The sequence below is a fragment of the Shewanella waksmanii ATCC BAA-643 genome, assembly GCF_000518805.1.
GTDB lineage: Bacteria > Pseudomonadota > Gammaproteobacteria > Enterobacterales > Shewanellaceae > Shewanella > Shewanella waksmanii.
This window is the reverse complement of record NZ_KI912497.1, coordinates 12,396-25,740: the sequence shown is the minus strand read 5'-3', so window position 1 is coordinate 25,740 and position 13,345 is coordinate 12,396. Positions and strand designations below refer to the sequence as shown.

Sequence of the window (13,345 nt, the reverse complement as noted above, 5' to 3'; positions counted from 1 at the left end):
TGGGCCAAAGGTCAGCCGATGATGATTACCGTGACCAAAGGATTTGGCCTGACTCTATATGCCTCAGAGGTTGGAGACGCTAAGCAGCTGGCTATTGGTGACAAGGGCACTTTATTTGTTGGCTCTTATAAAAAAGGCACCGTCACCGCATTAGTGGATAATAATGCCGATGGCCGAGTCGATAAGCGCTATGTGATTGCCAAAAACCTAGACAATCCCGAGGCCATAGCCTTTCGAGATGGCGATCTGTATGTCGCGGTAGAAGATCGCATTTTGCGTTATGTTGATATTGAAAACCGCTTGCGTCGACCAGGCCGAGGCAAAGAGGTGTATGACCGCTTACCTGAGCAAACAAACAATAGCCGCAGAGCCATGCATTTTGGCCCCGATGGTCGCCTTTATGTATCAATAGGCGCGCCGTGTAATGTGTGTGAAGCACAAGCGCCGTTTGCCAGTATTATTGCTATTGATATTGAGACCGGTGAAACCGAACAAGTTGCGACCGGAATTAGACGAGCAATTGGTTTTGATTGGGCACCAGCAGACAATGCCTTGTGGTTTGCCGATTTAGGTCGAGATTGGATGGGAGATAGAATTCCACCGGATGAAATCAATCGAGTAGAGCAAACGGGGGCCCATTTTGGCTTTCCGTATTTGCATGCCTCTACGGTAGAAGAGCCGGCTTATGAGCGCCCAGAAAATCTCAAGATAACCTTACCAAAATATGAATTACCCGCCCATGTCGCGCCAATGGGTATGCACTTTTATCGTGGTGAACAATTTCCACAGAAATATCATCAGCAGATGTTTGTTGCTGAAAACGGTTCTTGGAATCGCTCCAGTAAAATTGGCTATCAAATTGTGATGTTAACAATTGAAGATAACGAAGTGGTTAAGCGCAGTACCGTGGTCAGTTTTCTTGATGGAGAGTTTCCGGTAGCAAGACCGCACTCTTTGGTCACCGCGCCGGATGGGGCGATGTATATTTCCGATGACCTAAAAGGCAATATTTATCGCCTTTATTATAAAAATAATCAAAACACCGAGCCTGATACGGCTAACTAACAGGATATTAATCAATGAGTGATGCGATAGATCTAAGCTTAGATGGGGTTGAGCAAATGCCCCTGCGACGCTTTACTGAGAATGCATACTTAAATTACTCAATGTACGTCATTATGGACCGAGCCTTGCCGCATATTGGTGATGGTTTGAAACCTGTTCAGCGCCGTATTGTCTATGCGATGAGTGAGTTAGGCTTATCCGCACAATCTAAACATAAGAAATCTGCGCGTACTGTTGGTGATGTATTGGGTAAGTATCATCCCCATGGTGATAGTGCATGTTATGAAGCCATGGTATTGATGGCGCAGCCGTTCTCTTACCGGTATCCGCTTGTTGATGGCCAAGGTAACTGGGGTGCACCCGATGATCCTAAATCATTCGCTGCGATGCGTTATACCGAGGCGCGATTATCTAAATTTTCAGAAGTTCTGCTTACCGAGCTAGGCCAAGGTACCGTCGATTGGGGAGTTAACTTTGATGGCACTATGAAAGAGCCATTGGTGTTACCTGCAAGACTGCCGCATATCTTACTCAACGGTATTACCGGTATTGCGGTGGGGATGGCCACCGATGTTCCACCCCACAATGCTCGTGAATTGGTCAGTGCTTGTGTCGAGTTATTGGATAACCCTAAAGCTGATTTAGCTCGGCTGATGGAGTTTGTTCCGGGACCCGATTATCCAACCGCCGCCGAAATTATTACTCCGGCTAAAGATATTGCCAAGATTTATGATACCGGTCGTGGCTCAATCAAAATGCGTGCGGTTTACCATAACGATAATGGTGAAGTGGTGATCACCGCATTACCGCATCAGGCTAGCGGCGGTAAAATTCTTGAGCAAATAGCCACACAGATGCAGGCTAAGAAGCTCCCAATGGTGGCGGATTTGCGTGATGAGTCTGATCATGAAAGTCCTGTGCGTATCGTTGTTGTACCGCGTTCGAACCGAGTTGATATTGATCAGCTGATGACCCACTTATTTGCTACCACAGATTTAGAGAAGAATTTCAGAGTCAATCTCAATGTGCTCGGTCTTAATGGCCGCCCACAGGTCAAAGGTTTGAAGCAGTTACTCACTGAGTGGCTAACCTTCCGTATGACAACCGTACGCAGAAGGCTCGAGTTCCGCTTAGATAAAGTGCTCGCGCGTTTGCATATTCTTGATGCATTGATGATTGCATTCTTAAACATCGATGAAGTGATTGAGATCATTCGTAACGAAGAAGATCCTAAAGCTGAGTTGATGGCTCGTTTCTCTTTAACCGAGTTACAAGCAAACGCGATTTTAGATCTTAAGTTGCGTCACCTTGCCAAGCTAGAAGAGTTTAAGATTAAAGCCGAACAGAGCGAGCTTGAAGAAGAGCGTGATAAGTTACAGCTGCTATTAAGCTCTGAGCGACGCATGAAGACGTTAATCAAGAAAGAACTCAAACAAGATGGCGAAACCTATGGTGATGATCGCCGTTCACCTTTGATTGAGCGTAGCGAAGCTAAGGCGCTGACAGAACAAGAATTGGTTCCAGCTGAAGCCGTCACGGTGGTTTTATCTGAAAAAGGCTGGGTACGTTGTGCGAAGGGCCACGATATTGATCCTAGTGCCCTGTCCTATAAAGCGGGCGATAGCTTCCTTTGTGCGGCAGCGGGTAGAAGTAATAATGCCAGCGTCTTTATTGGTACTACTGGCCGTGCCTTTGCCACCGATACACATACATTACCCTCTGCTCGCAGCCAAGGTGAGCCCATCACCACTCGCTTTAATTTGTCACCGGGAGAGACTATCTCTCATGTGGTGATAGGTGATGAGCAGCAATACTTCCTACTTGCATCAGATGCTGGCTATGGTTTTGTCGGCGCCTATAAAGATATGGTGTCGCGCAATAAGGCGGGTAAAGCATTATTAAGTTTACCAGCTAATGCTAAGGTTTTATCTCCGCAGCGTGTTGATAAGTCTCGTAATGAGTCTATCTTAGCGATCACCAATGAAGGGCGGATGCTACTGTTCTCTATGGACGCTTTGCCGCAATTGGCCAAAGGTAAAGGTAATAAGATTATTGGTATTCCAAGCGACAGAGCCAAAAGTCGTGAAGAATTATTGATCCATCTACACGTCGTGCCAGAAGATACCGCAGTGACACTGTGGGCGGGTAAACGTAAGTTAACCCTTAAGCCTAGTGATTTAGAGCATTATCGCGGTGAACGTGGTCGTCGTGGTGCTAAGTTACCACGCGGGTTACAGCGAGTTGATAGTGTTGAGCTGGGTGAAGGCGAGCCAAGTATATAGGTATTATTGACCCACAAAAAAAGCTGCCTAGGCAGCTTTTTTATATGAGTCACAAGTGCAATATTAACTCAGCGTAGAATACTGTTTGCGCTAGGCGACTTCATAGTAATTAGGTTCAACATCAAGTTGTGCAGCGATGACTTGGGTCGCCATCTTAGTACATTTACCACATTGACTGCCCACACCAAGACGCTTTTTTACATCAGCAAGGGACATATCACCTTGACTAACGGCTTCTTTAATTTGGGTATCTGTTACAGCATGGCAAAGACAAACGTACATCTTAAACACTCTCTTGATTTCGATGCTGTAAGTATAAATGAAAACGATTCTCAATGCTAATAACTCTCGGTTATAGATCTTAAACTAGAGTCATTAGCAGTGTTATTAAAAGTTGTGATCGGTTTCAAGTTGGCAAAACAAACGCGATATAAGTCACCACACCAACCATTGAGCCTTATTATGATCAAAAATGGCAAGCTTGAAGCTTGCCATTAAAGGGTGTGATTGTAGTCGGGGCTAGTTGCTAATAACCGCGCTCAAAGTTAACTTCGTGACTGAGTGACTCACCTTTTATCAACTTGTGATAGTTATTAGCAAAAATCTCTACGACCTGCTCTGGAAAACTCGGGGCTGCGATATGCGGAGTAATCACCACGTTGTCTAAATTCCAGATGGGATGCTCCTGTGGCAGCGGCTCTTGATTAAAGACATCCAAAACGGCCTGTTGTAAGGGATTCGCATTGAACTGCTGATACAAGGCGTCAAGGTCGAGTACATCACCGCGGCCTAGGTTGAATAAAATAACTTCAGGTTTCATTAAGCTCAGTGTTTGAGCATTCAATGCGTCACGAGTTTGCGGCGTACTTGGCAAAATGGATGCTACCGTATCGGCTTGGGGTAAATGCAGTGATAGATTTGCTAAAGTATCAACTTCATCAAAGCCTTTAGTTGGCTTCGCTCCGCGATTTATTCCGGTGACAAGCATGCCGAAGTGTTTGGCAGTTTGTGCGATGTGCTTGGCAATATTACCAGTCCCCAAGAGCAATAATCGCTGTCCTTGTAGTGATTTAAAATTGGCTGGTAGCCATATTTTCTCCGCTTGCTGGGTTTTGTACTTGTGATGGTGTCGCTGGTGGGCCAGTAAATAACCAAAAAGGTATTCACTCATTAAGGGGCCGAAAATGCCTCTAACGTTGGTGAGTTGATAATCTTTGCGCTGCCTTGGTTTGACCAAAGAGTCTACGCCCGCATGAGTAGATTGCATCCATTTAATGTTTTTCGCATGGCCAATTAATGGCGCTGCGAGCGGCGGTTCTGCTAACCATATATCAGCTTGATAGATACTTGCTGGCTCATCGCCTAACAAGGTGAGGTTGGGCAAATGACACGAATTGAGCAAGTCACGGTAACGTTGATTGTCACTCGTAAGCAATAGTAGCTTGTGTCCCATGTTGTCTCCCCCTATATTCTTTCCCTAGACCTAGATACATGGACCCGCCTATGGAGCATTTTATTTCATTTTTACATCAACTTGGTACCAAGCTATATCCTTGGTTAACCGAAATTTCCACTGCCATCATCGCGTGCTTTTTAGTTGTTTTTGGTGGCGATATTAATCGTATTTTACGCCGAAAGCTTGTAGGTAGAAATTTTATTTTACGTACATTGGTGTTTATTTTAATTAATGCCTTTGGTTTTGGCCTACTAATTGTGGCGGCTACACCTTGGCTAGCGAGCTTACTTAGCCAGCTCTCTTCTGTTTACTTACTACTGATTTTAGTCGCTATTTTTACATTCATTGGTATTTGGGCACAAAAAAACAATCAATCATGAAAAGCAGCTAATTCAAGCGCGTCAGCCAATTAAATAGATCTTAGCCATTAAACGCTCAACTGACAGATTGAGGTGGTTAACTAAGCGATGTGATGTATTGCCGTGCTTGATCAGGGTAATTACTAAAAATACCATCGACGCCTAATGCATGCATCGCGGCGATGTCATGGGGTTTATCAACCGTATAAACATAGACTTTCAAGCCACGCTGATGAGCGTCACGGACAAAGTCAGCATCAATAAAGTTGATATCAAGGTGAATCGAGTAGGCATCGAGCTGGCTGCCAATGGCTGCATTGTCGATGGGTAAGCCTTCTAGCAACGGTGCGATAAGTGCACTAGGGTAGCGCTGCTTCACCGACTGCAAGAATTTATGGTTAAACGATGAAATCAGTAACCGCTCTATCGGGTAGTTAAGCTCTGTGAGCATTTTGGGATAGAGAGCCAAAAATGGCGCTAGGCTGTTCATCCCCTTAAGCTCAATATTGATCAATATTTCGTGGTGCTGACACAATTGCAGCACTTGCCATAAGTTGGCCAATGGTTGGCCTTGAATCATTACCTGAGCAATGCTCTGTTGGTCGAGTGACTCGATTAGGCCATTGGCATTTGTTTCACCATCGAGCCAGCGGTTATGAAATAACATTAACTCGCCCGCCACATTTTGAACGTCAAGTTCAATGGCCTTGCAGCCTAAGGCAATCGCTTTTTGCATTGCACTTAGGGTGTTGTCTGGTGCATAACCGCTGGCGCCACGATGAGCAAATACTAGCACTTTTTAGCCTCTTAAAATTCAGTTAGCCAACTTAGCTGATTAACCACGTAGAATACTTTGAGCATCTTTGGTTTGGTTATTTTTAACGTGTACTTCAAGCTGCGGGTAAGCCAACTCTAAGTGATTCTCTTGCAGCTTCTTACTTATTTTCTTATGTAAAATATGGCGTAGCGGCCAACGAGCATTCATATCTTTGGCGTAGGCTCTTACCTCATAATCTTGAGTATGTTTACCAAACCCTGCAAACCAGACCTCTGGCTCGGGGGTGTCTAAGGCTTCATCACACTCTTTTACTGCTTGGTATAAGGCGGCTTCTACTCTGGCGGGATCGGAATCTCTGGCAACAGAAACGTAAACGATAACCCGGGTTATCGGATCCGACAGCGACCAGTTGATCAGCTGTTCGGTAATAAATGCCTTATTGGGCACAATAATTTCTTTACGGTCCCAGTCGATAATGGTGGTTGCACGGATTTGAATTTTACTAACCGTACCGGTGAGATCCCGAATGGTGACGGTATCGCCTATCCGCACCGGCTTTTCAAATAAAATGATCAAGCCTGAGATAAAGTTGGCGAAGATTTCTTGCAAGCCAAAACCTAAGCCAACAGAGAGTGCCGCAATGAGCCATTGCAATTTCGACCACTCAACCCCTAAGGTCGAAAAGCCCGTTAAGGTACCAATAAACACCACTAAGTAACGGCTCACCGTGGTGATTGCAAAACCGGTTCCTTGGGTTAAATCTAATCGCTGCAGAATGGTTAATTCAAGCAGGCCGGGGAGATTGGTGGCGACCATTAATGAGAAGCCCACAATGATTAGCCCCAACAATAGCGATTTTAAGGTGATGGGCACGGTCTCTGAAATGCCGTCAACAATGCTATTGCTCGTCCACAGGGTAATGCCATCTAAAAAAGAAAACAGTGCTGTATGAGTTTGTGTCCATAAGCCCACCAAGCTGGCTAAGAAGGCCAATAGCAGAATAGATCGCATTAATCCAAGTGACTGACTAGAAATCGTTTCTAGGTCCACCACAGGCTCTTCATATTCCATTTGTTCGCTATTTGGGTTGACTGTGTCTTCATCTTTTTCACGTTGGGCGATGATTTCTGCCCGTTTGGCTTTAGCCCGATCAAATGCAATGCGCCTGCGTTCGATGAGCATCCAACGTTTAATCAGTTGGTACAGCAACATAAAGCTTAGCCATAGAATTAACGACAGCTGTAGCTGCAGTAACACTTGAAAAGCGGTGTAGTAATAACCTCTAAAAGCTAACACAGCGCAGACCATAGGTGTCACTAATAAGATGGCCCATAACAGTTTTTGCAGTAGTCGTTTATTCTTATCGTTTTGGTGATAGTGCGAGTCATGCTTGGAGACATTAAGCAGGTCCTTATAAAAAATCACCAACATGATTGCCAAAACAATAAACGCGCCTCGACCTAAACTGTTACGGATTAGCGAGGTCTCAAGTACTTCGGTAAAGCCGAGTACGCCAATGACCGGAATGGCAATAAAGGTCAGAGAACGTAGCTTCTGTTGGCCGGCTTTAATGGTGGTGGCGTGCGCTTTAAAGTGGCCAATGAGCAAACCGTTATCATCGGCAAGTAAATAGGTGAAACGATAGAGTAGGAACATTAAGCCGATAGCAAGAATGGCCATACCCATGGCGGATACAAAATTGTGCGAGGACAGGTAAAAGATAATACCAGCAAGCACCACCGGTATTGGCTTAATGATGCTATAGCCTATGGTGACAAGCAAGGTACTGAGTGTGTAGCTAAACCTATCTTGGGTTACGTTACCAACATGGGCGATATTGCGGCTCAAGCTGCCGCTAAATTTGGGCGAGAGAATATCTTGAAATACCAAGCAGAGTACAAAAATGATCACCCACCATGACCAAAGTTGGCTTTGCTCATCAATTGAATCGCTAAGCTGTGTCCATGGCGCTTGCTGAATAAACCAACGACTGCTTTGAATCAGGTCGGTAAACCAAGCTTTATCGATGCTATTGGCGTTTGCTATCCAAAAAAGGTGCTCATTGAGGGTATTTTTTAATTGTACGTACTGTTGATTTAATTGCTCATAAACAATGCGTAAGTCTGCCAGTTCACTGACGTACAGATCATAATTATCCAGCAATTGTTGTTGCAGCTTGTGCTGCGCATTCAGTAGCTTGTCTGCTACATCGCTGTCAGAGACATTAAACTGGTTTTGCTGAACGTGTAGTGTTTGGTCTTGCTCTATTTGATACCGCGCCAAGCGTGCATTGGCGATTTTATTATTGAGCTTGTCTAAACTGGGAGGCTTAGGTAATGACTGTAGTATCCGTAAAAACCGCTCACCAAAGGCCGAATTAAGCTTAATTAAGCCAATTTGCTGTTGAATATTGGTTAACTGTTTAGCTTGCAGTTGATACTGCGCTTCGGCTTGCTCTTGTAGCTTTACCGCGGCATTGGTATCAAGTGTTAGTTGTTGTAATTGCTTTGCATACTGCTGGTTCTGTGAGTTGATTTCAGCAATGCTGGGGTCAATCAAATAGTCATCCGCTACTTGGCTTGCAGCAATGGCGGCATTGGTTTGTTGCTGGCGCTGCAGACTGATTTGATAGTTGATTGCTTCTATCAGTCGCTCTTGTTGTGCAAGTTGTTCGCGCACCACTATTTGCTGCAACCGACTAAGGTCGGTGCGTTTTTGATTACTGGCAAGCTCCAGCTCCAGCGTTTCGACAGTTTGACTGAGCCATTGACGCTGCGCCGTCTGCAATTGCGTGTCGCTGTTGCTATCAATACTGGCTTTTTTATGTTGCGCTAGTTGTTCTCTTGCATCACGAATTGCACCTGGCAGCCGTTCATGGCGTTGTAGGTGAGCAGTAATATCTACCGTTAAATTGCTGTCAATCTCTTTAAGTTCAGATAGACGCAAATAAGCCAGCGATGCTTGCTGACTCATCTCTTGTTGGCGGTTGTATTGTTGCGGTTTTTTAGCCTCTGTCAGCTGCAACTTTAAGCTTTGCTTTTGCTCTTGGAAGTTATCGATACTGGCTTGATAACTTCGTGCGAGCAATTGCTGTTCTTTTAGCTGTGATTGCAGCTGGGCTATCTGTTGATCTAGCGTCAATACACTAGGCTCGTTTTGGGAATTATTACCCAAACGTTTATCTAGCTGTAACGGTGAGTTAGCTAATAGAGTTGAGCTATATAAACACAGTAAAACAAATAAAAGGCGCAACATAATTGATGATTTGCATGGCAACAAAGGCGATTGCTTACAAGTTTATACTATCGGACCGATAAAGAAATGCTAAGTCGATGAGTTTGTACAACAAGCTGCGCAGATTGTGTTAAATGTCTTACTCTAGCGCTGTCACTATAACGATGGTTTGTGTTACGCCGCCGCTACTATCGAGGGCGCTGATGCTTATGCGCGCGCTGGGTTTCAAAGATTGCTGTTGCGACTACAAGCAAGCCACCTAAGGCTGTTTTGACATCAACCCCTTCATGCAACACTAATAGCGCTAAAACGGTACCGTAGAAGGGCTGTAAGCAAGATACTAGCCCAACGGTTTTAGCACTTAGTTGTCTTAGTGCTGCGGCAAATAGGGCATGGGGCGCAGCGGTGAAAACTATGCCCAGCAGAACAAGCATAGCCCAAGTGGTATTGCTAATACTGGCAAGTTCAACTTGTTGCCAAGGGGCAAGAAAAACGACCGCGACTGCAGTTTGGTAGCACATTGCTTTTGCACCGCTATATTGAGAAAAGTAGCGTTTATGCATCAGGTTGCGCGCGGTAAATAGCAACGCAGACAACACGCCAATGGCAATGCCTAAGGTCACCTCGTTACCTAAACTGGCTTCGGGAATTAACAATGTCACCCCAATGAGCACAGCAAGGCCGCTGATGATATCAACCTTTTCGATACGAGTGCGGTTGATAATAGGTTCAATTAATACCGTCATAACCGGATAGGAGAAAAAGGCAATCATGCCGATCGCCACCGATGACATCTGCATTGAGGCAAAATAGGTTACCCAATGTAAGCTCACCACTATGCCTAGGGCGATTGCTACAGCGTATTCACGCCAGTGCTTTAGTTTGAGAGGTTGGCGGTTAAGTTTAACGATTAAGGCCAGCACTATCGCGGCAATAAAGCAGCGAATGAGGGTAATATCGAGGGCTGATAAAGCAATCAGTTTAGAGAATAATGCAGTGCCACCGAACAGTAGCACCGCGATATGTAATTCAATTAAACCTGAATGTTGATTCGACGGCTTATTCAATTGAGTGACTAATCCTCTATTTTAGCGAATGCTTGCCCCATTCTGGTGACGGCTTTGGGTTCTACACCATCGGCAAATTCATCTAAGGCATCTTTACCAAATAACATGACAACCGTACTACCCAGCTTGAAGCGCCCCATTTCTGCGCCTTTATCCAAGGTCAATGCATTAGGTCCTTCTGTGGGATAATCCCAAGTGAACACTTTTTTGCCAGTAGGCGGCGTGACCGTACCTGCCCAGATTGTTTCAATGCTCGCGACAATCGTAGCACCAACCAATACCATGGCCATTGGGCCAATTTCAGTTTCAAATATGGCAACCACACGCTCGTTTCTGGCAAAGAGTCCCGGCACATTTTCCGCGGTTAGCGGATTGACCGAAAATAGCTCACCTGGCACATAGGTCATTTTTGATAACGTGCCTTTAATTGGCATATGAATACGATGATAATCTTTTGGCGCTAGATAGATAGTGGCAAAATCACCGTCTTCAAAACGCTTAGCATCTTCGGCCTGATCACCGAGAAGTGCAAGTGATGAATATTCATGACCTTTAGCTTGAAAGATCTGTCCGTCTTTGATGGGACCGAGTTGACTCACTGCACCATCGACAGGGTGAACAATGTATTCATCGTTGTCATAGATAGGGCGGATGCCAGGCTTAAGCTCTCGAGTGAAGAACTCATTGAAGCTCGAATACGCTGACGGCTCACTGCGGGCCGCTTCGCTCATATCGATTTTATACTGCTTGATAAACCAGGTGATCACGCTGGTGGTGATGCGGCCTAGTTCGGCTGCGGCCAGTTTTCCTACAAGTCGCGAAACAAGGTGTTTTGGCAAAATATATTGTAGGGCTATTTTAACTTTGTCCACTCTCTTTTCCTTTAAAATGCATTGCGTTAACTAAGCGTGTTTTTCTATATAGATCAGTCATCTTCGCTACGGAAATGACGGGCATGGCGTTGTTCATCAAGACTATCAATTATACGATGATAATTATTATAACGATCTTCGCTTATCTCGCCGGCTTCAAATGCTTGGGTGATGGCACAGCCTGGATCGTTTTTGTGTTTACAGTCTCTGAATTTGCAGGTACCTAAAAAGTCCCTAAATTCTATAAAACACCAACCCACACGTTCAGCAGGAAGATGCCAGAGGGCAAATTCTCGTACACCGGGTGAGTCAATCAAGTCGCCACCGTGAGGGAAGTGTAATAATTTCGCTGTGGTGGTGGTATGTTGACCTAAGCCTGAGTTTTCTGAAATATCACCGGTGAGCAATTCTGCATCTGGCATCAGTGCGTTAATGAGCGAGGATTTACCCACACCAGATTGGCCAACGAAAACACTGACTTTGTCATTGAGTAGCCCCTGGATCTCCGCGACGCCTTCGCCGGTTTTGCTACTGACTCGATAAACGCTATAGCCAATATCCTGATAACGCGCTAATGCTGCGTCTATGCTGGCCGCCTCTTCATCGCTAATTAAGTCCACTTTATTGAGCACAATAACAGGGCTAATGCCGGTATCTTCTGCCGCAACTAAATAGCGATCAATAATTTGTGTGGTAAAACTAGGCACTACCGAGGAGACAATCAATATTTGATCGATATTGGCAGCAATAATCTTGATGCCGTCGTATAAATCAGGCCGAGAAAGCAAAGAGTGCCGTGGGTGCACGGCTTCAATCACCCCAGCAATTGTGCTGGTTTGCTCTAGTGCAAGACGTGCGATAACTTTGTCACCGGTGACTAAACTTTGAATATTGCGTCGAATATTACAGCGTACCAGCTCACCACTTTCTGTTTCTACGTCAGCGTGTTGACCGAAACGGGAGATCACTGTGCCGAGCTGTTCTGGCCCGAGTGAACTATCCTGTAGTTCAGGCGCTTGGTTATCGTCGGCGCGTCGTTGTAATCGCTTTTCATGATTGGCGCGCATTCGGCGGCGCTGACCATGACTTAATGGTTTCTTTTTACTCACAGTATTGTCATCAAAAGTAGAAGGTTATTTTGTGTCTGTTAAAAAAGCAGTATGATACACGGTCTAGAACAAAAAAGCCTGAATTTAGGCATACAGGAACAATAAGGTATCTTTATGGTTGCGGATGAAAACAATCTAATTTGGGTTGATTTGGAGATGACAGGGTTAGATCCAACGGTTGATCGTGTCATTGAAATCGCGACCATAGTCACCGACTCACAGCTCAATATTCTTGCCGAAGGGCCGGTTATTGCGATTTATCAAACCGATGAAGCATTGTCGGTTATGGATGATTGGAACATTAAGCATCATGGTGAGTCAGGTTTGATAGAACGTGTTAAAGCTAGCACTTATAGTGAAGCTGATGCGATTGAACAGACGATCGCCTTTTTATCTCAATACGTTCCTAAAGGCGTATCACCAATGTGCGGCAACAGTATTGGCCAAGATCGTCGTTTTATGAATCGCCACATGCCAGTACTAGAAGATTATTTTCATTATCGCAATATTGATGTCAGTTCGATAAAAGAGTTAGTTAAGCGCTGGGATCCTGAAGTGATGAAAGGTTTTACCAAGCGCGGTACCCATCAAGCGTTGATTGATATTCAGGAATCTATCGCAGAATTGCAGTTTTATCGTGACAAAGTATTTAAAATTTGACCAAACAGTAGAATATTTTCAAGAAGGGGTTGCGAAGAGATGAAATTCTCCTATAATGCGGCCTCAACTTTTTGCTAGCGGCATCGCCAGCACTAAGTAGATATGCGACATTTGCTCAGTTGTTGAAGGTGAAAGACGATACCTTTGGTTGACGCAGCAATGAAGCCATTTAGAAAGATTTATGCGACATTAGCTCAGTTGGTAGAGCGATACCTTGCCAAGGTATAGGTCATCGGTTCGAACCCGATATGTCGCTCCAAATATCAATTTATAGCATCACCAAATGCTGTAGATTAAAAGATTTAAGCGACATTAGCTCAGTTGCTAAAGGTGAATAACGATACCTTTAGATAACGTAAGCAGTTAACGTTGTTGAAAAGATTTAAGCGACATTAGCTCAGTTGGTAGAGCGATACCTTGCCAAGGTATAGGTCATCGGTTCGAACCCGATATGTCGCTCCAA

General features: G+C 44.8%; 11 protein-coding genes and 2 tRNA genes. 6 read left to right on the top strand and 7 right to left on the bottom strand.

The features are described from left to right. Positions 1–18 precede the first annotated feature (18 nt). Together L865_RS0120095 and parC are read left to right on the top strand one after the other, a co-directional pair. Positions 19–1,065: a PQQ-dependent sugar dehydrogenase gene (locus L865_RS0120095; RefSeq protein ID WP_245608470.1), complete on the top strand. Its 1,047-nt coding sequence runs from the start codon at positions 19–21 to the stop codon at positions 1,063–1,065. 14 nt (positions 1,066–1,079) lie between these two features. Then, on the top strand, positions 1,080–3,347 hold the full coding sequence (gene parC / locus L865_RS0120090; protein WP_028774863.1) for a DNA topoisomerase IV subunit A: 2,268 nt from the start codon (positions 1,080–1,082) through the stop codon (positions 3,345–3,347). A 90-nt stretch (positions 3,348–3,437) separates the two neighbouring features. Here parC and L865_RS0120085 read toward each other — a convergent pair whose 3' ends face one another. Further along, positions 3,438–3,629 carry a bacterioferritin-associated ferredoxin gene (locus L865_RS0120085; RefSeq protein WP_028774862.1) on the bottom strand — a complete coding sequence of 64 codons (192 nt, stop codon included), beginning with the start codon at positions 3,627–3,629 and terminating at the stop codon, positions 3,438–3,440. A gap of 244 nt (positions 3,630–3,873) precedes the next feature. After that, positions 3,874–4,800: a D-2-hydroxyacid dehydrogenase gene (locus L865_RS0120080; RefSeq protein ID WP_028774861.1), complete on the bottom strand. Its 927-nt coding sequence runs from the start codon at positions 4,798–4,800 to the stop codon at positions 3,874–3,876. Positions 4,801–4,850: 50 nt separating this feature from the next. Here L865_RS0120080 and L865_RS0120075 point away from each other — a divergent pair, with 50 nt between their 5' ends. Continuing rightward, complete coding sequence (locus tag L865_RS0120075; RefSeq protein ID WP_028774860.1) at positions 4,851–5,183, top strand: DUF3392 domain-containing protein; 333 nt, start codon at positions 4,851–4,853, stop codon at positions 5,181–5,183. Between the two features lie 76 nt (positions 5,184–5,259). Here L865_RS0120075 and L865_RS0120070 read toward each other — a convergent pair whose 3' ends face one another. From L865_RS0120070 to rsgA, 5 genes are all read right to left on the bottom strand, one after another. Then, positions 5,260–5,958, bottom strand: coding sequence for a glycerophosphodiester phosphodiesterase (locus tag L865_RS0120070; protein ID WP_028774859.1), 699 nt, complete (start codon positions 5,956–5,958; stop codon positions 5,260–5,262). Between the two features lie 39 nt (positions 5,959–5,997). Beyond that, positions 5,998–9,195 carry a mechanosensitive ion channel domain-containing protein gene (locus L865_RS0120065; RefSeq protein WP_028774858.1) on the bottom strand — a complete coding sequence of 1,066 codons (3,198 nt, stop codon included), beginning with the start codon at positions 9,193–9,195 and terminating at the stop codon, positions 5,998–6,000. A 167-nt stretch (positions 9,196–9,362) separates the two neighbouring features. Next, positions 9,363–10,241, bottom strand: a complete 879-nt coding sequence (locus tag L865_RS0120060) for a DMT family transporter (RefSeq protein WP_028774857.1) — start codon at positions 10,239–10,241, stop codon at positions 9,363–9,365. Positions 10,242–10,249: 8 nt separating this feature from the next. Continuing rightward, positions 10,250–11,113 carry an archaetidylserine decarboxylase gene (gene asd, locus L865_RS0120055; protein WP_028774856.1) on the bottom strand — a complete coding sequence of 288 codons (864 nt, stop codon included), beginning with the start codon at positions 11,111–11,113 and terminating at the stop codon, positions 10,250–10,252. 53 nt (positions 11,114–11,166) lie between these two features. Beyond that, positions 11,167–12,222, bottom strand: a complete 1,056-nt coding sequence (rsgA, locus tag L865_RS0120050) for a small ribosomal subunit biogenesis GTPase RsgA (protein WP_028774855.1) — start codon at positions 12,220–12,222, stop codon at positions 11,167–11,169. A gap of 114 nt (positions 12,223–12,336) precedes the next feature. Here rsgA and orn point away from each other — a divergent pair, with 114 nt between their 5' ends. From orn to L865_RS0120035, 3 genes are all read left to right on the top strand, one after another. After that, the gene (orn, locus tag L865_RS0120045) at positions 12,337–12,882 is read left to right on the top strand and encodes an oligoribonuclease (RefSeq protein ID WP_028774854.1); all 546 of its coding nucleotides are present in this window, start codon (positions 12,337–12,339) and stop codon (positions 12,880–12,882) included. 183 nt (positions 12,883–13,065) lie between these two features. Then, positions 13,066–13,141, top strand: a tRNA-Gly gene (locus L865_RS0120040). A gap of 127 nt (positions 13,142–13,268) precedes the next feature. Next, positions 13,269–13,344 (top strand) — tRNA-Gly (locus tag L865_RS0120035). Position 13,345 lies beyond the last annotated feature (1 nt).